This window comes from Atopobium sp. oral taxon 199 str. F0494, assembly GCF_000411555.1.
Taxonomy (GTDB): Bacteria; Actinomycetota; Coriobacteriia; order Coriobacteriales; family Atopobiaceae; genus Lancefieldella.
Genome location: NZ_KE150486.1, coordinates 1,123,804 through 1,149,778 on the forward strand (window position 1 = coordinate 1,123,804; position 25,975 = coordinate 1,149,778).

Sequence of the window (25,975 nt, forward strand, 5' to 3'; positions counted from 1 at the left end):
GTGGGTTTGGCATGGCCGATAAGGGTCGCATACTTCTTCTTATTATTACTCAAATAAGTATCAAAATATATCAAAATTCCGCTGATGGTAATCCCTATTTTTTGGTAGGAATTACTACCAGCAAACATCTACCAGACCGCAGTACACCAGCCTGATACTATGCGCTTCTTCAATAAAATCCTTTACAGATTTGATATGTCAGCGCCGCTTGCTTTCATACAGTTTTTCCAAATCAGCCGCAAGCTCCGCGCCAATCTTTCCCTTCGCGTCAGCAGCCTGTACAACGCCATGCTCGTCAGAGACGAGAAAAACTTCATCAAAGCCCGTTGCGCCCGCCAGAACTTCTGCGGCCAGATTCTCCTGAAAGTCCATCCGATAGCCAAGCGTTGACGCGATGTCACACGCAAGCGACAGCGCCCCCGCCGAAGCAGCGGACACGTCCTTGCCTATGATGAGAATTCCCTTGTCTGCGACCCAGAGTACCTCAGGAGCGCATCCTGTCTTTGCTGCTTCTCGCTGAGCCGCGCACGCGCGGGTAGCAAGAGCCAAAAGTGAGCTGTCTTCGAGCGGTTCATAGGGACCGACAGCCATGGCTGCCCTTCCTTGTTCATCAATAACCAGCAGCAAAACGCCATCGGGATTTTCAGCCGAACCTTCTTGAAGAGTGCCTTCTATGTGCTGTTTTGCCCAAGCGATAAGATGCGGAGAGATCGCCTTGCCGTCAATGCGCCTCTTGCCAAGCGCACGCAAATGACGATTTTCAAGGGGAAGGGTCTTACCAGCAAGCCGCCAGCGACAAATCACCACCGGTGTTTCCGGCCTGTAGTTCTCTGCTGCCTGTGCTTCCTCTGTATCCATGCTGTACTACCGCCTGACCTTCTCGTTGTGCTTCTTGGCCGCCGCCTCATACCCCTAATGCCTGAAGTGACGCACTCCCGTGAATACCATGGCGATACCGTGCTCATCGCAGGCCTCAATGGACTCCTCGTCCCTGACTGAACCTCCCGGTTGAATGATAGCCGAAACCCCATGAGCGGCTAAAACATCAACCGTATCACGGAATGGGAAAAACGCGTCGGACGCGGCGACAAGACCGGCAGCCGGAATTCCCATGCGCTCGCATGCTTTCTCGGCTCGCTCGCATGCCAAAAGCGCCGCGTCGACTCGGTTGGGCTGTCCGGGACCCATGCCCAGTCCCGCCCGGTTTTTCGCGACGAGAATCGCATTGGATTTGACGGTCTTTCCCACTTTCCACGCGAATATCAAATCGTCCATCTCTTCTTGCGTCGGCTGCCGCTTTGTCGGAACCGTAAAAGAGTTGACACTTTCATCCACATGGTCGAGATCTTGCACCAACATGCCGCCGTCAATGGTTCTCATTTCAAGCCCGCAGCTGCGGTCGATGCCGCCGGTTTCCAATACTCGCAAATTTTTTCTCTTCGCAAGCCGCTTAAGCGCGTCCGCGGTATATCCCGGCGCGATAAGCACTTCAACAAACTGCTTGTTCACGTCAGCGATGTGCTCTACGAGCTCAAGAGGGACTTCTCGGTTGGCGGCGATAATACCTCCGAACGCCGAAACGGGATCGCAGGAAAATGCGCGGTCATACGCTTCAACAACGTTTTCCGCCGTTGCGGAACCGCAGGGATTTTGGTGCTTGAGGATAATAACCGCCGGCTCCTCGAATTCTCTGACAGCAGTCCACGCGGCATCGCTGTCCAGCAGATTGTTGTAAGAAAGTGGTTTTCCCTGCAGCTGTCTTGCGCGCGCAAGCGAGTGCTTGGGGGCATCTGCCGTTCGATAAAACGCTGCGGCCTGCTGGGGATTCTCGCCATACCGAAGCTCTTGCGCCTTAAACGCTTTCACCACAAGCGTATCCGGGAAGTCAGGTGCCGCGCTATCTTTCTCGCTGACCACGCCGGATAGATAGTCTGCGATTGCGCAGTCATACGATGCAGTAGTTGCAAAGACCTTGAGCGCAAGCCATTGACGAGTTTTAAGCGTTGTCGCTCCGCCATGCTGGCGCATCTCCGCAAGAATGGCCTCGTAATCGGCCGGATCGCTCACAACGGTCACAAAATCATTGTTTTTAGCGGCCGAACGAAGCATCGAGGGTCCGCCGATATCAATGTGTTCGATAGCCTCAGCGCGTGTCACGCCTGGTTTTGCCACTGTTTTTTCAAACTCATACAGGTTCACGCAAACCAAATCAATCATGTTGATGCCATGAGCCGCCGCGTCCTCTTTGTGCTTGTAGTTATCACGTCGACACAGTAAGCCTCCATGTACGCGCGGGTGAAGTGTTTTGATCCGGCCATCCATCATCTCGGGAAAGCCCGTATATGTTTCGATGGGTATCACTTTCACGCCGGCTTCTTCCAACGCACGAGCGGTACCTCCTGTCGATATCACTTCAACGCCAAATTCCGACTCCAACGCCCGAGCAAACTCAACGATTCCCGTTTTGTCCGTAACCGAAATCAACGCGCGTTTGATCTCGCCATCCGCCATAGCTTCTCCTTTGTATGAGCGTTACCGGCACTCTATTTGGCGGACACAGCCGCCTTCTCACAAAGCGTAGCGCATCGCGTACCTTTATGCAGCAGGCATGTGCTATCTTGAAACAACCTCATAACGTACAAGCGCTTGCTTATGAGAAATCGCTTGCGCCCTAGACCACAATGCCCGGAGGATACCATGCCGCGTACCCGCGCGCCAAAAACAAATGACCTTATCTGCCGTCCTTTTGAACCATCGGACTTTGACGCGGTATGCGACCTCATCGCCAAAGTTTGGCATACAGAAGGCTCCTCTGAAGAGGCATTCCTGTCCTCACGAAGTGACGCCTCCTACTACCTTTCCGTCTCGCAATACCTCTGCGTTGCTGAGAAGAACCACAAAATTGTCGGTCTTATTTTTGCCGGAAACGGCGAGAACAACCCTACGACTAAACCATGGCGCCTCATTAAAGTGTCTGCGCAACATCTTGCAGAAGCCCTCGAGGGCTCCCGATACTATGAGCTCAATTATCAATACATCAAAACCGAATCAAAGCTCATTAAAGCATTTCGCTGCTCCAATGACCCGCGTGCCGCTTGGGAGATTACTCTATTTTGCATCGATCCCCAAGAGCAGGGGCACGGCATAGGTGGGCTTCTCTTTTCAAAAGTTATCGACTTCTTCATATCTCAAAACGCCAGGGGCTTTTTTCTTGCAACTGACGATGGCTGTGACTTTTCTTTCTACGACTATAAAGGGCTTGAGCGCGTCTCGTCTGCTGAGGTTTTCCCCGCGGAGGACTACTCGGAAACAGCCTATCTCTATGCTTTAGATCTCTAACGCATGGATACTGTAATCGGAAGATTTGCGCCCAGCCCCTCGGGACGCATGCACCTTGGCAACGCTTTTTCCGCCCTTATGGCCTGGGCAGCCGCACGATCGGCGGATGGAAAAATCATACTTCGCATTGAGGATCTTGACCCGCGCGCGCAAGACCCCCATAACGCATCACTTCTTATGGATGACCTCCACTGGCTCGGTCTTGATTGGGACGAAGGTCCGATTTTTCAAAGCCAGCGCCAGGAGATCTACCTTGATGCTCTTGCGCAGCTGCAGTCAAAGGATCTGCTGTATCCGTGCTTTTGTTCGCGAGCAGATCTCCACGCCGCAACTGCTCCCCATGCGTCCGACGGAACCTATGTCTATAAAGGCACCTGCAGAAACCTTTCTCAGAATGAAGTTGCACAGAGGCTTCTGGAAAAAGCTCCCGCGATGCGCCTGAAGGTTCCCGATGCACATGATCCATCGGGCACCATCAGCTTCACCGATCTTGTGTATGGTTTTCAACAAGAAAACCTCTCCATTGACTGCGGTGATTTTTTGGTTCAGCGCAGCGACCATATCATTGCCTATCAACTTGCCGTCGTTGTTGACGATGCTCTTACCGGGGTAACTCAAGTAGTCCGAGGAGCGGATTTGCTTCTTTCAACTCCACGCCAGATTTATCTGCAGCGCCTTCTTGCATATCCTACACCGGCATATGCCCATATCCCTCTCCTAGTGAGCGCCGATGGACGACGCCTTTCAAAACGTGATAAAGACCTTGACCTCGGCACTTTGAGAGCCTGTGGGATACCTGCTGAGAGGATCATCGGATTGCTTGCCGCGGCAGCAGGTCTGGCCAATCCGCGCGAGCGGCTCTTTGCCGATAATGTTGCCGAACGTTTTGCATGGGAACCGCTTCGAAAGCACCGCGCAAACGTGAATATACGCGACGCTTTTGCCTTTTAATCCGTGCTGCCGGTTGTAACATTCGCAAGTTCGGAGTATCATTCTCAAGCACCTATTTCGGAGAGCTGACCGAGAGGCCGAAGGTGCTCGCCTGCTAAGCGAGTATGGGCCCAAAGCCCATCTGGGGTTCGAATCCCCAGCTCTCCGCCATTTTTTGCTATTTCCCTTTGTCTTTTCCCGAGCAAAGGGTTTTTCTTTAAAATTTTCCTCAAACCTCTTGCACTTTATGCGCAATTCTGTCATGATACTTGTCGCACGCGGCGTTACCTCAGCTGGATAGAGGACCTGACTACGAATCAGGGCGTCATAGGTTCGAATCCTATACGCCGCACCATTGAATTTTAAGGGCTTCTTCGTGAGCCCTTTTCTTTTATCTCAAGCACCACGCCAACGTACACACTGCAAGCCACGTTTGTACCTGCTGTCTGTACTCTATGCGAACACGCTACTCTTGAGAAGACTCTCTGAGACAATAACTGCTTTCAGAGCCCAAAGCCTTATAGGTATAGCGGATTTTATGCGCATCGCACATATCGAGAATATCTGAAAGAAACTCGACTTCTTGTATAAACGTCTGCCAAAACGACCTATCGATGACGTGTTGCTCAGGCCGTTCAGTACTCAAGACCTTCCGCAATACCTTCGCATTTTTAGAATCCAGCAGCAGATACGTTGCATGTTCAACTTCTCCAAATCCAACTTGAGCAGGATTGCCGGATACATACTCTCTAAACGTAAGACTTCCATCCTCAGAAACGGTAACGGTAAGTTCTTCTTTGTCTGCGTTCATGCACTTCATTTGGCTCTCCTCCCTCTGCTTTTTTCATATCCTATTTTAGCATATTTAGAACATCAGTTCTACTAGAAATTAAAAGAAATTGGTTAGTGCCAAAAGATGTACGGTATCCGCACATAATCGTCTTGGACACGAGTCACATAGCACAAGAACTGCTGCTCTCAGCGCAACTCCACCCTAGGCTTCAGGGCGGATGGCTTCAACGCCGCCCATATAAGGAACGAGAGCTTCAGGAATGGTCACAGATCCATCGGCATTCTGATAATTCTCGAGAATCGCAGCCATGGTGCGACCGACCGCAAGGCCTGAGCCATTGAGCGTATGCACTAACTGCGTACTCTTGCCGGCGGAATCCTTGAAACGGATGTTAGCGCGGCGAGCCTGGAAATCTTTGCAGTTGGAGCAGGAAGATATCTCTTTATAGTTGTTATAGCTCGGGAGCCAGACCTCGATGTCATAGCACTTGGCCGCAGAGAATCCAAGGTCGCCGGTGCACAATGTCACCACATGATACGGGAGCTTCAGCAGCTGAAGGATCTTCTCGGCTTCCGCTACCATGGACTCAAGCTGATTCATAGAATCCTCAGGCCTGGCGAATTTGACCATCTCAACTTTGTCAAACTCGTGAACACGAATGATGCCTCGAGTATCTCTGCCCGCCGATCCTGCTTCCTCACGAAAACATGGAGTAAATGCCGTATAGAGAAGGGGCAGCTTGGTTCCATCCAGGATTTCATCGCGGTGAATATTGGTTAGCTGCACTTCCGCCGTAGGAATAAGATACAAGTCAGGCTGCACATGGTAGAGGTCGTCCTCAAACTTGGGCAGCTGGCCTGTACCAAAAAGCGAGTCGTGATTAGTAATGACCGGCGGCCAAAACTCTTTGAACCCCGCCTCATTGTGGCAATCAATCATGAAGTTGATAAGCGCGCGCTCCATGCGGGCGCCCAAACCGCTCAAAAGATAGAAGCGTGTGCCGGCAAGCTTGACGCCGCGGTCAAAGTCAATAACGCCGAGGTCAGTTCCAAGGTCCCAGTGAGCCTTCGGCTCAAAATCAAACTCGGTGGGCACTCCCCAGCGACGAACCTCGGAGTTTTCAGAATCGTCCGCACCGTAGGGAACCGACTCATCGGGAATATTGGGGATAGCAGCCACGAGAGCCTTGAGCTCTTCCTCCACCGTATCCCGCTTGCGGTCAAGCTCGGCAATGCGTTCTTTATTGGCCGCGACCTGCTTTTTTGCCGCTTCAGCTTCCTGCGCTTTGCCTTCACGCATAAGCTGTCCGATTTGCTTGGAAACGACATTGCGCTCGGCCTGCAATCCTTCTACCTCAACGATTGCTTCGCGTCGCTCCCCGTCGAGTTTGAAGAATTTCTCGCGATCCCAATGGGCGTTTTGACGGGATTTGCAAGCGGCGTCAACAACGTCGGGATTCTCACGAACAAACCTGATGTCAAGCATTCGGTATCTCCTTGTATAGCCAGAGCGCGTCCTAATCCTGCACGCCCGTGATTTTACGCAGTTACAATTTCAGTTGCAATTTTTCAAGTATATACTTGTACTGCCCGATAGGTAGTGTTTGTTCACGTTTTGGAGTTACTTCATGAATATGATTGGCGATGTTTTCACATGGCTCTTTACTGATCAGACCGGCGTATTATGCCTCGTCGGCGGTGGTATCCTCCTCTTTCTTCTCATCTCTCTCGTTCTGGAACGCAGAACAAAAAAGCGGTATTACAATCACGAGAAGAGCGAGGGAGATTGGGACTTGTTTGACGACGCCGAAAGCGGATGGTCGGATTTTGACGAAGACAACAAGTAGATTACTCGTAACGTACATACTAGCGTATCAAAATACAAAACCCCTGCCTATAAGCAGGGGTTTTCATATACATGGTGCGGGCGAAGGGACTTGAACCCCCACGGGCTGTTGCCCATATGCACCTGAAGCATACGCGTCTGCCAATTCCGCCACGCCCGCGTGCTCGGCAATAATACTACATTTCCACATTTCTTGCACGAGATTCCTTACAAGCCCATAAAGGCATATTTCGGGGTAAAATAAGACAGCTGTCACGGCCAAATCGGACATTAAACGCACAAGGAGCCGCCGTGGAAGATCTGAGAGTCGCTCATACCGCACGAAGACACCCCGCCTCTGACGGCCAAACAGCCGCTGACGGCGTTTCCGGCCAGAGCGAAATACTCCTTAACCGTTATCGCGTCCTCTCACGACGTGGCACCGGAGGCTTTGGTACCGTCTGTACCTGCTGGGATACTCGACTTCAACGCCGTGTGGCTATCAAACGGATGCCACTCACTGACGCGACAACCTCCGCGGGCGTACTTACATCAACTACCGAAGAAGCTCTTGCAGAGGCGCGGACAGCAAGTCTGCTCGCGCATCCCAACATCGTTACTGTCCATGACTTTGAAACTGATGGAGCCTACGCTTATCTGGTTATGGAGTTTATTGACGGACTCAACCTATCTGAGCTGCTCGCTCGCGTAGAAGGCGGTGTGCTTACCCATGATGAAGCGGCGTGTCTTGTATCCGCTTTGGGCCGGGCGCTTGGATACGCTCATGAAAACGGCGTTTTGCACCTAGACATAAAGCCGACCAACATCATGATTGACCGCCAGGGCACGGTAAAACTCGCGGACTTCGGTATGGCGACGCTCGCTTCAGCCACCGGATATGGCGACGCGCGCGGCGGCACCGTTGGCTACATGCCACCCGAACAAATTGAAGGGTTTCTCGTCGATGAGCGCGCGGACGTCTTTTCTTTGGCGGTCGTTATGCGCCAGGCGCTCACTGGACATAACATCTTTTTTGGACGAGATGCAAAGGAATCTCTCAACAAGATTCTCAAAACCGCTCACTCAAGAACGTCAGCTTCCCTTGCAAAAGAAGATCAGACGCTTTCCCTTTCCGCTATTGACCACCTTGAGAGCGCGCTTTCCTCTGACTCTTCACATCGCCCTGCGGACATCTCGGAATTTGCCGACTGCTTATCGCTTGAGCTAGGCAACGCGCAGGCTGGCGAGCAAAGCCTGAAAAATCTCATTGAGCAGTCTGAGGAAGAAGAGGACGAAAGCTGGGAAAACACCCATATACCGTTTTTCGTACGACATCCCAAGGTCATTCCAGCATGTTCACGCGCACTCGCGCTGTGTGTCACCGCTGAACTTATGTTTTTTATACTTCGAGACCTTGTTCCTTCTTCGCTGCCGTTCCAAATTGTCGCCGTTTCTATCTCCGCCGCGGCGGCGGCTCTGTGGCCGCCCCTCGGTTCAGCTCTCGTACTTTCTACCTTTGTCTATGCCCTTGCGACCATCAGCCCTACAAGCGTTTCATTTCCTCTTGCCGCGCTGTTGGTTCTCTTTTCCATCGTATGGTGGATAGGCGCTGGTCGTACTGACCGCTTTGCTACGGGGGCGGGGCTCCTTCCGGCGGCACTCTTTTCATCCGTTGCCACTCCGGCACTCGCGGGAGCCGCCCTGCGACCACTCCCCGCTTTTCTGACGGGGCTCTTCGGCTTTGTGTTTGGCGTCACCTTCACAAAAGCCCTGTCGCTCCATTTTGTCGCAACGCCTCTTTCCTACGAGCTCATCTCCTCTATGAGTCTCCCTTCTTTCTGGATTCTGTGCGCGGGAAACGCTTTCTCGGCGCTTATCGCCTCCTATATCAGCAAAAAAAGAACCAGGGGTCTTATGCTTTTTGGTCAACTCCTGGGACTTATAGTACTCATAAGCAGTATCATTCTCGCTGTTTACGTGAAAAATAAGAGTTTTTGGCCCACTATGGACTGGGCATCGATTGTTTTTGCGGTAACCTTGTGTGTACTTGTATGCCTAGGAATTGTCCTGACAGGCCCGGATGCCCGCGGCCGTGAAGGCGAGGATATAGATGAGCTTTATTAGTGACTTTGAGCAACATATCAGTTCTGTCTTTGGTTCTGCACCTCAAGGGTACGCGGAGCCCTTCTCCTTCAAAAAGCTTGCTAAGCGCGCTGCTAAGGAGATGGAGCATGAAACGTATGTGATCGACGGCATAGACACCGCACCTGCCCTCTATACCGTTTTGGTTTCGCCAAACGATGACTCACTTATGCGGCCACTCTATGCCGATCTGACTGCGGAGATTGCTGCCTTCGTAGCGGCTCAAGCGCAGCGCAAAGGGTATGTCTTTGTCGGTACGCCCCTCGTGCGCTTCATGGTCGATCCTTCGCTGAAGTCGGGAAAGTTCGCCATCTTCGCGGAAAACATTGACGGTGTCACCCTCGACCACCTTCGCGATGAGGAGCGCGCCTTTCTTGGAGGTAACTCCAGTGTCGGCGGAGCGGCAGCAGTGCTCCCCCATAAAAATCACACGGTCAACGGTCCTTCTCGACAGGCGGGCCGCCCGGCAATGCAGGTCGCTACTCCACCAGATCCTGAACCCGAGCCTCTCCCAGTACGGGACGCGGAAGAGCTTCATCAAACACCGCCGGGCTTTACCGGCACTGACGCAGGCCTTGCGGTCATGCCGGTCGAGTTTGTCGAGGCCGAAGGGGCCATTCCCGTTGTTTCCGCAGCGGAATCGACCCCTTTGCCCGTTGTGACCGCAGCCTCCGGAGCGCAGCAGGACATCCCGCCCGTCGCTGCCGTTCCTACCGCGTCGCCCGTTCCCACTACCCAGCGCCGGCAAACGCCTTCAAACGCCCGGCGCTCAGTCGGCCGCAACACAGCTGAGCCCGCTTCTGAACAAGAGATTCCTTCGTGCTTTTTGATTGATCGCCAAAGCGGACGTTCGTACCGCGTTGAAGCTCCTGTGGCTATCATAGGCCGCGAACGCTCACAGGCAGATGTGGTTCTTCGTGACCCCAACGTTTCTCGCCGCCACGCCGAACTGCATTATGATGGTCGTCACTGGCACGTCGCCGATCTTCGCTCTACCAACGGCACACTCGTAAACGATATCGATGTTGACGAGATTATTCTGCATGACGGCGACTTGATTACCGTCGGCCTCGTGAACCTCGAATTCCGGGAGAATTAATGATTGACCTTGTCTTATTCGCAGGACGCGTATTGCTCGTCGTCCTTCTGTACATCTTTCTTTTTGCCGTTATGCGTACAGGCATCGGTCTGGTACGCGGACAGCGCAAAGATGGTGCTATCTGGTATGTTGATGTCGAGAAGGGCACGCGCTCGCTGCGCGGACTGCACGCGGACATCTTAGGACCTGTTGTTATCGGCCGTTCTCCTTCATCCGACATCGTCGTTGACGAGCCCTATGTCTCCGCATCACACGCGCGCTTCACTCTCCAGGGTCCGGCGCTTGTTCTTGAGGATCTTGGCTCCACCAACGGAACCATGGTCAACGGTCGCATTATCGAGCAGCCCGTCACCCTTCGCGAAAGCGATGAGGTGCAGGTCGGCGATGCGATTATGCGCGTAGGACGTCGTTAAGAGACCAGATGTCAATACCTGAGAACATATCCGACACAACGCCCGTCAGTGAGCCGATAAGCGCTCCCGGCAGACATGAGCTCTCTCTTGAAGGCCGTAAAGACGCGGAATCCGTACATGGTTCCAACTCTTTCATCTCATGGGGAGTTCGCTCAGACGTTGGCTTAGTCCGTGAGCACAACGAGGATTCATTCCTTTTGCGCACGCCCTTGTTTGCCGTCTGCGACGGCATGGGCGGACACGCCGCCGGCGAAGTGGCAAGTTCTATCGCCGTACAGACTATCGGCGAAAAGGCTCCTAATACCGCAGATGACACCCTCTTAGGCGCTTCGATTGAAGCGGCTAACCTGGCCATTATTGAAGCTCCCGAGAAGGGCATCGGCAAACCAGGCATGGGCTCCACCGCCTCCGCTATCTTTATCGAAGGCAATCAGATGGCCGTGGCTCACGTGGGAGATTCTCGCATCTACCTGCTCCACCACGGCACGCTCGTGCGCGTTACCCACGATCATAGCTACGTCGAGGAGCTCGTTGATTCAGGTCAGATTACCGCGGATGAGGCTCGAAATCATCCCTCACGTTCCGTTGTCACCCGAGGCCTGGGATCGGACCCCGAGATGTACGCCGATCATTTTACTCTTGAGATTTCTGAGGGAGACCGTATCATCCTTTGCTCAGACGGTCTTTCAAGCATGATCCTTGACGACGAAATCGAATCCATCGCCGTATCAAGCATCACCCCGCAAAACGCGGCCGACCGCCTCGTTTCTGCAGCTCTTGCGGCCGGTGGAGCGGACAATGTCACCGTTATTGTCGTCGATGTCTTAGACGACGGTCTGGCAGAAAAAAGTCGCCATCGATTCACTCGCGGCGTCATAGCAACGTCCATCGCTCTTGCCGCGCTTTTCGCAGTTTCGATTCTCATCGGGGCGCTCTTTATCAGAAGCGAATACTACCTGGGAATAGATGGCACAACCGTTGCGGTGTACCAAGGGGTTCCCTCACATATCGTGGGCATCCCGCTGTCAAACATCATCAACAGAACCTCCATTGAGGTTAAAAACCTTCCACAGCCCATTCAGGACAAACTTGTCGCCGGAATCCGCGTCAAAGACGAGGATGAGGCGATAAAAACTATCGAGGACTACCGGGCGCAGATTGATGAGGCCGAGAGCAAGGCAGCCGAACGCGCGAATGACGCCAAGTCCGAAGGTAATCCTACCGGTCAGACCGAAGACGCTCCTTCCGATTCTTCTTCACAAAGTTCAGGAGGTGAATAAGGATGAGAAAAACGCTTAATTCACGCCGAAATATCGAGCTGGTATTGCTCACTCTTGCCGCGGTGCCGGTGTTTCTTCTATACGCGATGTATATGGTCACCTCAAAGTCAGAGCTCAGCGTCAGCTCAATGGCGACGCCCATCGCTCTTTTTGTGGCGTTTACCATAGCTCATATAGCAAATCGCTTTCTCGCCCCCGCGGCAGACCCTGCGATTCTGCCAATCGTATTTGCCCTTTCGGGAGTCGGCATCACCTTTGTTACGCGTCTGGCTCCCGCGTCAGCACCAAATCAGATTATCTGGCTCTTTGTTTCCGTTGCCGCCATGGTACTTACCCTGATTGTCGTACGGGATCTCGATATCCTTGCCCACTACAAGTACACGATTGGCTTTATCGGCGTTATCTTGCTGCTGCTTCCCATGGTCATTGGTCAGGAGCGCTGGGGATCTAAATTGTGGATTGCTTTTGGCCCCTTTACATTCCAACCTGGAGAAATCGCAAAGATAGCGCTCGTTCTCTTCCTTGCCTTTTACCTCGGTATAAACCGAGAAGCACTTTCAGTCTCCATGCGCAAGATCGGACCGCTTCACCTTCCTCGACTCAAGATGCTCCTTCCACTTTTTATCATGTGGGGCATGAGTCTTTTGGTTGTCATCTTTGAGCGCGACCTCGGCAGCGCCCTTTTGTTCTTCGTCTTTTTCGTCATTATGCTCTACGTCGCTACCGGGCGCGTCAGTTATGTACTCGTCAGTCTCTTGTTGCTGGCGCTTGGAGGAGTCCTTCTCTACCATTTCTTTGGCCATGTTCAGCAGCGCGTTGATATTTGGCTCAACCCCTTCAAAGACCCTTCCGGCGATGGGTTCCAGATTGTTCAGTCTCTCTATTCCATTGCAGATGGTGGACTTTCGGGAACGGGAATCGGTAAAGGTCTCCCCACCTATATTCCGGTCGTTGAATCCGACTTCATCTTCTCCGCCATCAGCGAAGAAATGGGTCTTTTTGGTGCAAGCGCGGTCATTATCCTCTTTATCCTCTTGGGTATTCGTGGCCTTGCGACCGCAGCGCGCGCAAAATCCGACGCTTCCGCCTTCGCGGCCGCCGGCCTTACAAGCGTCATTGTTTTTCAGGCGTTTCTAATCATCGGCGGCGTAACGAAACTGTTGCCTCTCACCGGTGTCACGCTTCCCTTTATGAGCCAGGGTGGCTCGTCCCTTTTATCCAGCTTTATCATCGTCGCGCTCCTGCTTCGAGCTGGTGACGAAGGAACCGGTCATGAGACCGAACTCAAGTCCAGTAGCCCTGAGAATGAGCAGCATCTTTCCATATCATCCGGCGGCGCCCATGCAAGCTCGGTGCTTCATGGAGCGCACGCCCGCGGTGGATTTGATCTTCAGACGGAAGAGTCCGGCGTTTTGGGACGTGTCGCGCTTGGCAAACGCCTGACATCGCTTATCACGGCATTTGCCGTCTTCTTCGCGGTTCTTCTCGGCAACCTTACCTATCGTATGGTTATCGACGCTCCCCGCATTCAAGCGCTCCCCACCAACAATCACACCATCGCCAAGAGCGCCCATGTTCAGCGCGGATCAATCATCACCTCTGACGGCGTTACCCTTGCCGAAAGCGTGCGGCAAGATGACGGCACATATGTCCGCACATATCCGCAAGACGGCATGGCGTCTCATACGGTCGGCTACATTTCCACGCAGTACGGAACATCGGGCATTGAACAGACGATGAATGAGACTCTTACCGGTCATTCTTCTCATTCCGACTGGAAGAGCGCCCTTTACGCGACCGCCGGCATCACCACACCCGGTTCCTCGGTCGTCCTTACGATTAACTCGCAGATGCAAGCAGCTGTCGAACAGATTCTCGAAGGACATACGGGATCTGTCGTAGTTATGGATCCCTCCACCGGAGCCATTCTCGCGAAGGCGTCTTCGCCGTCGTACAAGCAGTCAGAGCTATCGGAAGCGATAACCTCCGGCAACGGGAGTGAGCTGGTTGATCGCGCTACTCAGTCGCTTTACTCGCCCGGCTCTTCATTTAAGACGGTCACACTGTCCGCAGCTCTTGATACCAATACCACCACCTTGGACACCAAGTACGACGCGCCTGGCGTTATGGAGCTTGGCGGTGGCACCATCCACAACTATGCCGATGAGGACATGGGCAACATCGCGCTCAGCGAGGCCTTCGCCCGTTCCTCTAACACGGCGCTGGCGCAGGTAGGAACAGAGCTCGGCGCTCAAAATCTTGTCAGTTACGCCAACGGATTCGGCTACGGCAAAGAGCTGGGTCAGGACTTCTACACCACGCCGTCTCTTATGCCCAACCCGTCAGAAATGACCGCATGGGAACTTGGCTGGGCCTCCTGCGGCCTTCCAGTAGGCCAGCATGCAAGCCCCGCAGGTCCGCAGACAACTGCCATGCAAAACGCTGTGGTGGCCTCCGCGATAGCCAACGGTGGCTCCGTCATGAATCCCTACGTCGTCGACCACATCCTCTCTCCGGAAGGAACGGTGGTTTCGACTACCTCGCCGCAAACGCTCGGCCAGGTAGTTTCCGCCGAAACCGCTGGGAAGGTTCGCGAGGCGATGCTTGGCGTAGTTGAGCACGGAACCGGCATGGGCGCTCGTGTCCAAGGCACTCGCGTAGCCGGAAAGACTGGCACGGCCGATGTTGAAAATGGTAATTTTAACTCGTTCTTTATCGGCTTTGCCCCGTATGAAAAACCAACTCTCGTTGTCTCTGTCGTTATTGAAGGCAACGGTGAAAATGTTCTCGGAGAAGGCGCTAAGGTTGGCGGACAGGTTATTGCAAAATGTCTTCAGATTCAATCGCTTGGAGCCGCTTCGTAACAGATTTCAGGAATTGTAACGGACGTATTTCTCGACACCAAACGGTGTTGATGGAAAGGACGGCAGGCGAGAAGGGTCTGCATATTGATGGGAGAGTTATATGCCAGGTAGAATGCTCGGTGGGCGTTACCAGGTGCAAGACAAAATCGGTACCGGAGGCATGGCCACCGTATACCGTGGGCAGGATGAGGTGCTGGGGCGCACGGTAGCCATTAAAATGATGCTGCCGCAATACGCCAATGATCCCTCGTTCGCCGCCCGCTTTAAACAGGAGGCGCAAGCTGCAGCCGCACTTTCAAGCCCCTACATCGTTTCAGTTTATGATTGGGGTAAAGAGGGCGACTCCTACTATATCGTCATGGAATACCTGCGCGGCACTGACCTTAAGAGCGGCATCCGCAAACACGGAGCGCTTGACTCGCGCAAGGTCGCTCAGATTGGTTCGCAGATCGCGCAAGCGCTTTCTGTCGCGCACAAGCACGACATTATTCACCGCGACATCAAGCCTCAAAACATCATGGTCCAGCCTGATGGTAACATCAAGGTCATGGACTTTGGCATTGCGCGCGCCAAGAACAGCCACTTGACCACCGACAATTCTGTTCTTGGAACGGCGCATTATGTTTCCCCTGAGCAGACACAGGGCAAAGAGCTCGGTCCTACTACCGATATCTATTCTCTCGGCATTGTCATGTATGAAGCGTCCACCGGACGCGTTCCCTTTGAAGGTGACGACGCCATCAGCGTTGCTCTCAAGCAGGTCAACGAAGCGCCTCAAGCGCCTACGCTCCTGAATCCCTCAATGGATCCTATTCTTGAGTCTATTATTTTGAAGTGTATGGAGAAAGACCCCGCAAATCGCTACCAAACCGCTGATGAGCTGTACTGCGCCTTGCGTGACTATCTCATGGGGCGCGGAAGCAGGGTGAGCACCACAACTCTTATGGGAGCCGTCCCTACCAGCAAGATGGAGCGCCGCGGTTTTGGCGGAACGCAGTCAATGCCCGTCGCCGTTGTTTCCGGCCGCACTGGCAGCACCGATCGTATGCACCCGGTCAAAGCCACAGAACAGGCGCAGATGGAAGAGGACGAGCGTAAGCGTAAGCGCCGCCGCACTACTATTCTGAGCATCATTGTCGCCCTGCTTGTGTTTGCCGCCGCTGTCTACGGCATTACTACCGCCCTTTCGAACCAGACGCAGCAGTACGCCGTTCCTAATCTTGTAGGAATGACAAAAGACGAAGCCATCAATACCCTTACCGATAAGGACAGCCACTTCAAGCTCGGCAATGTCAAAGAGGACTTCAATGATGACGCTCCTGAGGGGCAGGTAATCGAACAGACGCCTGACGCCGATAAGATGGCCAATGAGGGTTCTAAGGTCGACATCGTCGTTTCCAAGGGAGCAAAACCGGCCGCAACGGTTAAGGTGCCGGATCTGAAGAAAATGACTCCTGACGAGGCGCAGCGCGCGCTCGGACAAGTGGGTCTCAAAGGCAAACAGGGCGACGACGTCAATGACGATTCGGTTCCGGTGGGCTACATTGCCCAGCAAGACCAGGCGGCCGACTCCGAAGCTAAAGCTGGAGATACCATCACTTACCACCTTTCTAAGGGTCCGTCAGACATAAGCGTTCCTAACGTCGTCGGCATGACGGAAAGCCAAGCGACCAAAACCCTTGAGGCCGCGGGCTTTAAGGTTCGTTCCCAGGATAAGAGTAAGGGCGATTCAAGCGCCAAGGTCTCGGAGCAGGATCCGCCTGCCGGCACTGAGGGACAAAAAGGCGATACCGTCACCATCGTCATTGGGCAAGACGCCGTCAAAGAAGCAGTTCCCAACGTTGTCGGGAAAGAATATCACGACGCGCAGCAGATTCTTCAGGACGCGGGCTTCTCGCCAAACACCATGTGGGTGTATGACGATACCGTAGCAAGCGGCAAGGTTGTCAGCCAATCGCCGCAGTCCGTAGAAAAGGGAGGCACCGTTACCATCAAGGTTTCCTCCGGCCGCGACCCAGGCACTCCCTCTTCCCCGTCCGGAACGTAAAGGCATCTCTCGAAATTCCTAGGTTCATCTCAACAAAAGTATCCGCCCTCGACAAGAGAGCGGATACTTTTGTTGATTCTGTATGGTACTTGATGTCCTCCCGTGTTGACTGGCATCAGTCAAACCAAATTTTGACAATGTCGCCATCAGCCGACACGACATTGATAAGCGTCCCGGATTCTCCGTCTTTTGCCGCCGCGACAAATTCATCGATGTCGATATTTTCCAGCTGTTCGCGAGTCTCTTTATTGATGGAGCCCCCTCCTATCTGAAGACCCGACTTCATAGCAAACTTCGCTAGCGCCATAGGGACGCACATATCTACAACGTCTCCGTCCTCCGACTCAACGTAGATATGCAACCCGTGCTTTTTTGAACCCTTGCCCAGGTGAACTGCGGTTGAACTCTTTTCATGCGAGCTGCTCGTCTCTTGAAGCTTATCGGGTTCTTCCTTTTCTTCAAACTCCGCCTCACTAGATTTGTCCGCTGCCGGAGGATTGAAGTTTTGAGGGTCTTCTCGCTCCTCTGTCTTTGCTCCGCTCAGTAGCTCATCGACCGTAACACCCAAAAACTGAGCCAGCTGCGGAAGCAACGCAATATCGGGATAGTTACTATCGTTCTCCCATTTGCTGATTGCCTGAGGACTTACCTTAAGCTCGCGCGCCAGACGTTCCTGCGTTGCGGCTTTTGCAAGGCGCAGCCGCGCAATACGACGGCCAAGTGTTTCCTGAGATGTTGTCATGACGACTCCTTACCGTGTTGTTGTGAACCGATTCTGCAGAACCGCTACAACAACTATCGCCCGCACCAGACTCTCCAAACAAGAACGCTGTAGTTGAGACACCTGTAGCAGCCGTTGTATGCCTCTCAACCACCCGTTGAACCCGCATGTAAACGTACCATGCGCATCGCTATGCAAAATCATGTGCCCCATCATACAAAGCAGGCCGAAGAAATTTTCTCCGGCCTGCGGTTCCTTCATGGTGCCCTCGGGCCGATTCGAACGGCCGACACCCGCTTTAGGAGAGCGGTGCTCTATCCCCTGAGCTACGAAGGCTTACTTGAGTAATTTTACTCACCTCAAGCGCCCTATGCAATAAAACACTTGATGTGAAAAATCTTACGCCCTGTTTTTCTGTGCCTTGCGAGCTTTCTTCGCAGCCAGACGTGCTTCCTTAGCTGCCTGCTGCGCTGCCACTTGTTCGCGAAGCTTCTTGTCGGTCATACCGGCAACCTGCCGCTCCACACGCTTGCGAATAGGACGGAGCTTTACGAAACTGAAAATCACCGAACCGAAGATGAAGACGTATGCGGCGATAAGAGCGATCGCTGACACGAGGCCGATGCCAGAACCCAGGTCGCGCGCTTCGGGAAAGACCGCCGTCAGTACCAGCGTCACAAGAGTCGCAATAAATCCAACACCTAAGACAACCCACCAGATACGTTCGGCTTTGTGATACTCAGGGTCATTTCGCAACAGCACCTCAAAGCCGCGGTTTCTGAAGTCCTCTCGCTCACGCTCTTGTCTGCGAGCGGCACGCTTTTCTTCTTTTGTCTTGGGCGCACGCTTGTGAGAACCGCCGTCACGAGCGCTAGAAACTCTCACTGATGCGGCTGCTTCGCGAGCCGGCCGTGCTGAAGCTGCAGACTTACGGGCAGCATATTTGACCGGCTGGTCGCCTTTCTTCTCGCTCTCCTTTTCAGAGGACTTTTTTGCTGTGGTAGAAGAAACGGTCTCCCGAGCCTCTTCGGTTGCACCTTTGATTGTGTCACGCAGTGACATGGGACTCCTTCATCGATGTAAATGCGATACCGGTAATAATCTGAAACGCCGTCCGATAACGGTCAGACGTTCCTTTCACAATGTCTTCGGGAAGATGCGGTGGCTCGCCTTGCATATCCCAATGCGCTTTCAGCCAGTCGCGCACATACTGCTTGTCATAACTTGGCTGGATGTGCCCCTCCGCATAGCCCTCAGACGGCCAGAAGCGACTTGAATCGGGCGTCAGACACTCATCAATGAGCGTCAACTCTCCGTCAATAAAACCAAACTCAAACTTCGTATCCGCGATAATGATTCCCTGGGTTGCCGCGTATTCGGCAGCCGCCGTATATAGAGCAAGCGATGTCTCGCGGAGCTGTTCCGCAACTTCTTGCCCGACAATCTCCGCACAGCGCTCAAACGAAATGTTTTCGTCGTGTTCGCCTATCTCGGCTTTTGTAGACGGCGTAAAGATGGGCTCAGGAAGCTTTGAGGCTTCCGTAAGGCCTTCGGGAAGTTTGATACCGCATACGGTGCCATCTTGGTCATAGGTCTTTTTTCCTGAACCGGTAAGGTACCCACGCACAATGCACTCTATAGGAACGGTGTTCGCTTTTCTCACCAACATGGCGCGCCCGGCAAGATACGCCTGATACTCCTCAAACGCCTGAGGTGTCTTGTCCGGTAAAACGGAAATCATGTGATTAGGAATGAGATCACGGAAGCGATTGAACCAAAAGGCGCTGATACGCGTCAGAATCTCTCCCTTATAAGGAATCTCATCCGGAAGAATAACGTCAAAGGCGCTGATGCGGTCACTCGCAACCATCAGAAGCTCATCGCCGCAATCATATATATCGCGAACTTTTCCGCGTGAATCAGGGCATAACTCTTTTGACACGCCCGCCTCCCTCTTCGCTTGCCAGTCATTCGTAGACTTTGATTGTAAGCCATCGGAAGTATCCGGTGAGGCGATATATGCCCGTTTATGCAATATTTTCAATAGGATTTGCCTGTCCGCTCTGCCTACGCGGAAAATGCAGGGCGAAGGTGGTTCCCTCACCCAGCTCTGATTCGATGGAAATGGTGCCGTTGTGGCGGTCAAGTATCTCCTTGGTAATGGCAAGGCCTACGCCAAGACCACCCGACGCGCGCTCCCGGCTGGCGTCGGAGCGCCAAAACCGCGAGAACGTCTGCGGAATATCCTCTTTTGCAATGCCTATTCCCGTATCGGTAACGGATATCACCACATCTTCGCGGTCTTCGCTCACGGCCATGGTAACTAACCCGCCGGTGTCGGTATATCTGATTGCATTGCTGAGCAGGTTAATGAGGGCTTCTCGCACCATATCGCCGTCAATCTCCGCAAAACACTCTTCCCGCGCGGTTCTGTTGCTAAACTTCAGCCGAAGGTTTTGCTCGCGAAACAGCGGCTCCTGCGCGCGGGTAAGGCCCTGCACCATCGCGATTACGTCAGTCTTCGCAGGGCGAATCAGAACCGACCCATTCTCCAATCGTGACAGATGCAGCATCGCGTCAACAAGGCGAGAAAGACGCCTGGCTTCTGAGGCAACATTTTCAAGTCGCTCTTGGTCGGCCGGAAGCACACCATCTTGCATGGCTTCAACCGTAGCTAAGATAGCCATCAGAGGCGTTCTCAGCTCATGGGCGACATCGCTGGTAAGGCGGTGCTCCAACTTAATGTCTTTCTCCAAAGCGGTGGCCATATCGTCAAAGGTCTCTCCAAGGCGCCCTAATTCATCATTTCCCCGAACGCCGGAGCGCGCCTTCAGATCTCCGTTTCTGATCTGAAACGCCGTATTGGTTAATCTTCTAATGGGTCTCGTAAGAGAGCGGGAAACCAAATAGCCGATGGCACAAGCCGTTATAACCGCGGCACCGGCCGCCAAAAAGAACATGCGATAAAATTCTTCAGAGAGCTCTTCACTCCAGCTGTAGGCAAGAATTGTTATGAGCAAAAGCGCTGTCATGATTGCCGTAACCGCAAAGAAGAAGGTAATGCGCGTCGAGAAGGCTTGAGGCTTTGGGGGCTCCGGCTTAATGGTATTCCAGGTATTTTTTGTTGATGGCTGCCTTGTTCCTTCAGAGCGAGGATGACCAAACTCTCTCATATCGTTTTACTTTTCATCCGTATCTTCATGGAAGCTTTGCGAAGGCTCAAAGCGATACCCGACTCCATGCACAGTAAACAGCCACCGGGGGTTACGCGGATCGTCATCAAGCTTAGCACGAAGATTCTTTATGTGAGAATCAATAGTGCGTTCATAGCCTTCAAAGTCATACCCTAAAACCCTCTCGACAAGCTCCATGCGCGTATAAACACGTCCGGGATATCGAGCAAGCGTCACCAGCAGCTTAAACTCAGAGGCGGTAAGATCGACTTCTTCACCGTTGATAAAAACCTTATGGCCCGATACATCAATAATCAATCCGCCGTACACGAGTACTTCAGTCTGAGGGTCTGTCTCCGCATGGGCACGCCGAAACAGTGCGCGTACACGAGCAACCAATTCACGGGGCGAGAAGGGCTTTACGAGATAGTCATCCGCGCCAAGCTCAAGGCCGATAATGCGGTCTTCAACCTCGCCCTTCGCGGTCAGCATAATAATCGGTACATTAGAGACATCCCGGATGGCACGGCATACCCTTTCACCGGAGAGTTTGGGCAACATGAGGTCAAGTATTACAAGGTCAAATGCATGTTTTTCAAATTCTTCAACAGCACTCTGGCCGTCGCCGACACCGCGAACAACATAATTGTCACGTTCCAGATAAGCGGAGACGGCATCACGAATGACTTTTTCATCCTCGACAACCAAAATTCTCTTTTTATCTGACGCCATAGTTCCCCCTTGTGCTCTTCCGCAGGTATATTTCGTTGTAGTCCTTACGCACAGACCAACGCTTTCGTCTCTTCTCTGGGTGACACGCCCTAATCTAACTTATTTTAACGCAGATTGATTAGTTCTTCTACAGCGGAAAATGTCGGACCGTAACAGACGCGGGATATCCGGAATCAGGATTCTTCGTTGTTGAGAACGTCACGAACGACGAGCATTCTCCCTCACGAGCCGGGAACTCACCGTAGTCTAAACTTCTGTCTGTTGCATAGAGCCAGCTACATGCCTGTTGAACTGTATCTACCAACACATATGACGCACGGCTCTTAACAATATAAAGCCCTTCCTTTCCGGCTAATCCAGCAAGAGGTTCCCTGTCAATGCAAAGAACTCCTTCCCCACTCGAGGGAAGAATATATGTGCCCATCTTTCCTAAGAGTCCTCCGGAATCATAACTCTTCTCAACAGATATGAGGAACTTGTCGCCAATCCGTGTTGCAAAATATGGTTTGACCGACTGGGGCATCGTAATCTGGTCAAGCTTTGTCTTAAGATTATCGCTTAGCTGATACGCGACAACTCCGTAGAAGAAGGCGGAACCTGACTGCACGCGCGGCGTGAGTACCACGACGCCGTTTGATATAGAAGGAGCTGTAGCGAAGCGGCCATTTGACTCTACCGCACTGACGCTTTCTTTGTCTCCCAGACTCCATACATAACAATAGGATTTTTCAGCGGTTTTCGAGCCACTGAGAGCCGGCTCAACAATCCACACGATTGTCTTGCCGGAAACGGCAAACGATGCCGGATCGTAGTCGTGAGATCCTTGATAGAGGGCCACCGCGCTGTCGGTAAGTTTTCCCTCTGAAAACCCGGAAACATACAGCGTCCAGTCGCGGGTAGACGTATCCAACTCAACCCAGGCGTACAGCGCATCCGAGCAGCCAACGTCGTATATGACCGCGGTTGTAGCGTTCATCTGCGTCTGTGTAACAACCTCAACAACTGACCCCGAAGCAAGTGACAACGCTGAAGCGACTACCATAGGCGTCGCTGTTGTACCGGCAGAAGTAAGAGGAATCCAATCCCCTTCTGCCGGACGCAAAACGCTTCCAAGCGCAAGCGTGTATGACTGCGCCGGTTCGGACGTATAGTCCTTTGACGCGTACGCGTCCAGTACTTTAGTTGCAGCGTCTTCACTGATTTCAAGCGCTTTACCAGCGCCTTCGTTGGCGCTGTGGTGGCATCCTGAAGCAATGCCCATAACAGCCGCGGCAATGCCTGTTGCAGCGGTTGTTCGGAAAAGACCGCGACGCGTTATAGCGCCTGTCGCAAAACCCTTTGCCGAACTTGCGGAGAGACTTGTGGCAGCGTTTGCGGCGGCGTTTTTAGTAGCGTCTTTGACAGCGCTTTGGGTATCTTCAGCAGCTTTGGCGTGTCCAACCCTTTTGTGACTCAACACAACATCTCTCCTTTAGTCAAGGTTAAGCTGTTCAAGGCGGTTAAAGAGAATGTCGGAGCGGGTCAAAAACGAGCGGGGATCAAAAATGCGGTCAAGCTCTTCGGCGCTCAGCGTACACGCTGGGTCTACCTCAAGACGCTCACGAAACGTCATTCCTTCTCTGCATTGCTGAATATCACTCCACACCTGCATGGCATTTGACTGAACAACCGCATAAGCCTCTTCGCGGCTCATGCCGGTATTCACAAGCGCGAGAAGAACCTTAGACGAGAAAAGCATGCCGCGCGTCTTGTTAAGATTGAATTTCATCTGCTCGGGATAGAGCACCATGCCGTCCAACAGGCGTTCAAGCTTTGAAAGCATATGGTCAAGCGCAATGAAGCTATCTGCCTGCACGACACGCTCAGCTGACGAGTGTGAGATGTCGCGCTCGTGCCAAAGCGCTACGTTATCAAAAGCAACCTGAGCGTTGGCCTTAACCACACGCGACAACCCGCAGATTTTCTCGGCAGTAATGGGATTTCGCTTATGCGGCATTGCTGACGAGCCTTTTTGCCCCTTGCGGAAAGGCTCTTCCGCCTCAAGGGTATCCGTTTTTTGCAAGGCTCGCATTTCGGTTGCGATGCGCTCACATGTTGCGGCAACCGTAGCGAGAACACCCGCCACATACGCGTGATGGTCACGGGAAATAACCTGCGTAGAAAGCGGATCGTGGGCAAGTCCAAGCCGCTTGCATACGTACTCCTCGACAAAGGGATCAATCGAAGAATACGTGCCGACCGCTCCGGAAATAGCGCCATAGGCAACGTTTTTGCGTGCGTCTTTTAAGCGATCAAGATCTCGTTTGAGTTCCCACGCCCAACTGCCAAACTTCATGCCGAACGTCAGAGGTTCCGCATGAATACCGTGGGTACGTCCCACGCAGAGCGTGTCTCGCTCCTCAAAGGCGCGACGTTTACAAATCTCCGCGCAGCGGCGCACTCGATCAATCAGAACGTCACAGGCCTGCGTAAGCTGATAACAAAGAGCCGTATCACCAAGATCGGTCGAGGTCATGCCGTAATGAACCCACCGGCTGGGCTTTGGACTGCCCTCAGGAACTTCAGCGTCAATGTAGGCGCCCATGTTGGTGAGAAATGCGATGACATCGTGATTGGTGACCGCTTCGATTTCGTCAACTTCCACGCGGTCGAAGTTCGCGTGCGAGCGAATCCACGCGGCTTCTTCGCGTGTAATACCAATGTTGCCTAACTCAGCCTGGGCTTCACAGGCGAGAACTTCAATCTCCTGCCAAATGGCATACTTATTTTCAAGCGAAAAAATATGACCCATTTTTTTGCCGGTATAGCGATCAATCACGTTGGATCTCCTCCGCTCCACTGCGAAAAGAAAAAGTCGGGCACCAAAGCGGTGCCCGACCTCGCATTTCCTGGTGGGCCGTTAGGGAATCGAACCCTAGACCTTGGGATTAAAAGTCCCCTGCTCTACCAACTGAGCTAACGGCCCCTTTTCGGGCGTGGCAATTTTACCACGCGGCTACGTCATTTTAACAGTTTACTCCCACGCCCACTGCCCATTTACAAAGATTGGTGTTTCTTTTCCATCTTTATCCACGCCCCAGATGTTCATGTCGTCAGATCCGATCATGAAATCAACATGTGTAGCGCTCTGATTGATGCCGTGGGCGAGAAGAGCTTTGGAGTCCATCTCTAGCCCTCCTTCAAGGCACTCGGGAAAACCTGTGCCGAGCGCCAAATGGCAGCTAGCGTTCTCATCGTACAGCGTATCGTAAAAGAGAATGCCGCTCTGACGGATAGGCGTGTTTTTTGAAATCAGCGCACATTCTCCGAGATACGAAGCGTGCTCGTCCGTTTCTACGATGGATTTCAGTACGTCTTTTCCTTGTTCAGCGTCATACTCTACGACTTTGCCCTTTTCAAACCGGAACCAAAAGTTCTTAACAATCTGTCCCGCGTGTATAAGCGGAAGCGCTGAATATACCACTCCTTCAACACGAAGTCTATCGGGGCTGGTAAAGACTTCTTCTGTGGGGATATTGGGGAAAAACGCGGTGCCATCAACGGTTCTGGCGGCGCCTCCCTCCCAGAGGTGCGCTTTATTCATGCCAACAACCAGATTTGTGCCGTTTTCAGACTGGTACCAAAGCGCGTCAAAGCGGTGTGAATTGAGGAATCGTTTCGTCTTTTCAAAAGTAGCGTTATGGGTCTCCCAGGCGCTTTCCGGATCCTCGCCGCTTGCGCGCGCAACATCCAGGATAGCGACCCATAGACGATAGAGCGCTTCTGCCTCGGAAAGATTGGGAAATACCTCATGCGCCCATGGGCGTACCGGCACACCGGCAATGCACCAGACGTTGCGTCCAAAATCCATGCCTTCCCGGAACGCTTTGCATTGCGTATTGCGGGCACGAGAAGACGCGGCGGGTTTCTGCGGGTCAACCCCCTTCATCACCTCGGGATCCTGTCCCTCTAAGAACAGAAAAGCGGCTCCTTCCTTCGCTAAGCCGTCAAGCTGCTCCTTTTGCCACGCCGGTACGACCGAAAGATCCTCAACGCTGACATTGTCAAATGTAATGCGAGAAGACTCCGTGTCCGTCCAAATAACCGTTACGAATTTCGCTCCAGCCGCATATGCCGCACGCTGTACGCGCCTGGCAAAATCTGCTGTCTGAATTGGAGCCATCACGGCAAGCTGCTGACCTACTTTGAGCGCGCACCCTTTTTTGACAAGCAATTCCGCATATAAATCGATTTGCTTTGATAGTCCATCGAGGGCAATTTTTGCTTCCTGGTCGGTCATGGGAATCGGAGTCATGCTGTCCCTCTCGCTCTCATCAAGAAGGCCCCGAAGGGCCCTCAGATATCTATGGAGCGGGCAACGGGATTCGAACCCGCGGATGATGGCTTGGGAAGCCATTGCCTTACCACTTGGCGATGCCCGCGTGCAAAGAGATTCTACCACAGTCATTCTCCCGTTCTCCTGTTTATATGTGCAATGTGCTCGAAACACGCGCTGAAAAATATCCCTGTTATGTTCACGGTTCTTTTCAAATATGAAGAATCCGTTGAGGCGCGTATTTCCAAATAAGAGGCCTCATATCAAAAATTTTCCCATGCAAATCATGGATGGTATTTTGTG

Annotated in this window: 21 protein-coding genes and 6 tRNA genes; 11 read left to right on the forward strand and 16 right to left on the reverse strand. The window is 52.9% G+C overall.

The window, feature by feature from the left end; translation table 11 throughout:
• Positions 1–198 precede the first annotated feature (198 nt).
• Both HMPREF1527_RS05030 and purH read right to left on the reverse strand, forming a co-directional pair.
• Positions 199–858 carry a hypothetical protein gene (locus HMPREF1527_RS05030; protein ID WP_016477627.1) on the reverse strand — a complete coding sequence of 220 codons (660 nt, stop codon included), beginning with the start codon at positions 856–858 and terminating at the stop codon, positions 199–201.
• 54 nt (positions 859–912) lie between these two features.
• Positions 913–2,511 carry a bifunctional phosphoribosylaminoimidazolecarboxamide formyltransferase/IMP cyclohydrolase gene (gene purH / locus HMPREF1527_RS05035; RefSeq protein ID WP_016477628.1) on the reverse strand — a complete coding sequence of 533 codons (1,599 nt, stop codon included), beginning with the start codon at positions 2,509–2,511 and terminating at the stop codon, positions 913–915.
• A gap of 186 nt (positions 2,512–2,697) precedes the next feature.
• Between purH and HMPREF1527_RS05040 the strand changes: the two genes are divergently transcribed.
• The 4 genes from HMPREF1527_RS05040 (at position 2,698) to HMPREF1527_RS05055 (ending at position 4,624) form a co-directional block, all read left to right on the forward strand.
• Positions 2,698–3,339: a GNAT family N-acetyltransferase gene (locus HMPREF1527_RS05040; protein WP_016477629.1), complete on the forward strand. Its 642-nt coding sequence runs from the start codon at positions 2,698–2,700 to the stop codon at positions 3,337–3,339.
• A gap of 3 nt (positions 3,340–3,342) precedes the next feature.
• On the forward strand, positions 3,343–4,290 hold the full coding sequence (gene gluQRS / locus HMPREF1527_RS05045) for a tRNA glutamyl-Q(34) synthetase GluQRS (RefSeq protein WP_016477630.1): 948 nt from the start codon (positions 3,343–3,345) through the stop codon (positions 4,288–4,290).
• 59 nt (positions 4,291–4,349) lie between these two features.
• A tRNA-Ser gene (locus HMPREF1527_RS05050) sits at positions 4,350–4,440 on the forward strand.
• A 107-nt stretch (positions 4,441–4,547) separates the two neighbouring features.
• Positions 4,548–4,624, forward strand: a tRNA-Arg gene (locus HMPREF1527_RS05055).
• 111 nt (positions 4,625–4,735) lie between these two features.
• On the opposite strand, the gene HMPREF1527_RS05060 is transcribed toward HMPREF1527_RS05055, so the two are convergent.
• Together HMPREF1527_RS05060 and serS are read right to left on the reverse strand one after the other, a co-directional pair.
• The gene (locus HMPREF1527_RS05060; protein WP_016477631.1) at positions 4,736–5,089 is read right to left on the reverse strand and encodes a hypothetical protein; all 354 of its coding nucleotides are present in this window, start codon (positions 5,087–5,089) and stop codon (positions 4,736–4,738) included.
• A gap of 174 nt (positions 5,090–5,263) precedes the next feature.
• The gene (serS, locus tag HMPREF1527_RS05065; RefSeq protein ID WP_016477632.1) at positions 5,264–6,547 is read right to left on the reverse strand and encodes a serine--tRNA ligase; all 1,284 of its coding nucleotides are present in this window, start codon (positions 6,545–6,547) and stop codon (positions 5,264–5,266) included.
• Between the two features lie 142 nt (positions 6,548–6,689).
• On the opposite strand from serS, the gene HMPREF1527_RS05070 reads away from it, so the two are divergent.
• Positions 6,690–6,908: a DUF6724 family protein gene (locus HMPREF1527_RS05070; RefSeq protein WP_016477633.1), complete on the forward strand. Its 219-nt coding sequence runs from the start codon at positions 6,690–6,692 to the stop codon at positions 6,906–6,908.
• A gap of 72 nt (positions 6,909–6,980) precedes the next feature.
• On the opposite strand, the gene HMPREF1527_RS05075 is transcribed toward HMPREF1527_RS05070, so the two are convergent.
• Positions 6,981–7,067, reverse strand: a tRNA-Leu gene (locus tag HMPREF1527_RS05075).
• 131 nt (positions 7,068–7,198) lie between these two features.
• Between HMPREF1527_RS05075 and HMPREF1527_RS05080 the strand changes: the two genes are divergently transcribed.
• The 6 genes from HMPREF1527_RS05080 (at position 7,199) to pknB (ending at position 16,731) form a co-directional block, all read left to right on the forward strand.
• Complete coding sequence (locus HMPREF1527_RS05080) at positions 7,199–9,010, forward strand: serine/threonine-protein kinase (protein ID WP_016477634.1); 1,812 nt, start codon at positions 7,199–7,201, stop codon at positions 9,008–9,010.
• A complete protein-coding gene (locus tag HMPREF1527_RS05085; RefSeq protein WP_016477635.1) occupies positions 8,997–10,127 on the forward strand; it encodes a DUF3662 and FHA domain-containing protein in 1,131 nt (376 codons plus the stop codon). The genes HMPREF1527_RS05080 and HMPREF1527_RS05085 overlap by 14 nt, the downstream gene beginning before the upstream one ends.
• Entirely contained in the window at positions 10,127–10,540 is a 414-nt protein-coding gene (locus tag HMPREF1527_RS05090) for an FHA domain-containing protein (RefSeq protein ID WP_016477636.1), read from the forward strand. The genes HMPREF1527_RS05085 and HMPREF1527_RS05090 overlap by 1 nt, the downstream gene beginning before the upstream one ends.
• 8 nt (positions 10,541–10,548) lie before the next feature.
• On the forward strand, positions 10,549–11,820 hold the full coding sequence (locus tag HMPREF1527_RS05095; protein ID WP_016477637.1) for a Stp1/IreP family PP2C-type Ser/Thr phosphatase: 1,272 nt from the start codon (positions 10,549–10,551) through the stop codon (positions 11,818–11,820).
• A 2-nt stretch (positions 11,821–11,822) separates the two neighbouring features.
• Positions 11,823–14,684 (forward strand): FtsW/RodA/SpoVE family cell cycle protein, encoded by a 2,862-nt coding sequence (locus HMPREF1527_RS05100; protein ID WP_016477638.1) that lies wholly within the window; start codon positions 11,823–11,825, stop codon positions 14,682–14,684.
• A 100-nt stretch (positions 14,685–14,784) separates the two neighbouring features.
• A complete protein-coding gene (gene pknB, locus HMPREF1527_RS05105) occupies positions 14,785–16,731 on the forward strand; it encodes a Stk1 family PASTA domain-containing Ser/Thr kinase (RefSeq protein WP_016477639.1) in 1,947 nt (648 codons plus the stop codon).
• A gap of 115 nt (positions 16,732–16,846) precedes the next feature.
• Here pknB and HMPREF1527_RS05110 read toward each other — a convergent pair whose 3' ends face one another.
• From HMPREF1527_RS05110 to HMPREF1527_RS05165, 11 genes are all read right to left on the reverse strand, one after another.
• Positions 16,847–17,473, reverse strand: a complete 627-nt coding sequence (locus tag HMPREF1527_RS05110; RefSeq protein WP_016477640.1) for a helix-turn-helix domain-containing protein — start codon at positions 17,471–17,473, stop codon at positions 16,847–16,849.
• 239 nt (positions 17,474–17,712) lie between these two features.
• Positions 17,713–17,788 (reverse strand) — tRNA-Arg (locus HMPREF1527_RS05120).
• Between the two features lie 63 nt (positions 17,789–17,851).
• Positions 17,852–18,514 carry a hypothetical protein gene (locus HMPREF1527_RS05125; RefSeq protein ID WP_016477641.1) on the reverse strand — a complete coding sequence of 221 codons (663 nt, stop codon included), beginning with the start codon at positions 18,512–18,514 and terminating at the stop codon, positions 17,852–17,854.
• Entirely contained in the window at positions 18,501–19,394 is an 894-nt protein-coding gene (locus HMPREF1527_RS05130; RefSeq protein WP_016477642.1) for a phosphoribosylaminoimidazolesuccinocarboxamide synthase, read from the reverse strand. The genes HMPREF1527_RS05125 and HMPREF1527_RS05130 overlap by 14 nt, the downstream gene beginning before the upstream one ends.
• 85 nt (positions 19,395–19,479) lie before the next feature.
• On the reverse strand, positions 19,480–20,625 hold the full coding sequence (locus tag HMPREF1527_RS05135) for a cell wall metabolism sensor histidine kinase WalK (RefSeq protein WP_016477643.1): 1,146 nt from the start codon (positions 20,623–20,625) through the stop codon (positions 19,480–19,482).
• 6 nt (positions 20,626–20,631) lie between these two features.
• The gene (locus HMPREF1527_RS05140; protein ID WP_016477644.1) at positions 20,632–21,357 is read right to left on the reverse strand and encodes a response regulator transcription factor; all 726 of its coding nucleotides are present in this window, start codon (positions 21,355–21,357) and stop codon (positions 20,632–20,634) included.
• 127 nt (positions 21,358–21,484) lie between these two features.
• Entirely contained in the window at positions 21,485–22,816 is a 1,332-nt protein-coding gene (locus HMPREF1527_RS05145) for a hypothetical protein (protein WP_016477645.1), read from the reverse strand.
• Between the two features lie 12 nt (positions 22,817–22,828).
• The gene (gene purB, locus HMPREF1527_RS05150; protein ID WP_016477646.1) at positions 22,829–24,175 is read right to left on the reverse strand and encodes an adenylosuccinate lyase; all 1,347 of its coding nucleotides are present in this window, start codon (positions 24,173–24,175) and stop codon (positions 22,829–22,831) included.
• A 71-nt stretch (positions 24,176–24,246) separates the two neighbouring features.
• A tRNA-Lys gene (locus tag HMPREF1527_RS05155) sits at positions 24,247–24,322 on the reverse strand.
• A gap of 48 nt (positions 24,323–24,370) precedes the next feature.
• Positions 24,371–25,651, reverse strand: coding sequence for an aminopeptidase (locus tag HMPREF1527_RS05160; protein ID WP_035433712.1), 1,281 nt, complete (start codon positions 25,649–25,651; stop codon positions 24,371–24,373).
• Between the two features lie 52 nt (positions 25,652–25,703).
• Positions 25,704–25,778, reverse strand: a tRNA-Gly gene (locus HMPREF1527_RS05165).
• Positions 25,779–25,975: the final 197 nt, after the last annotated feature.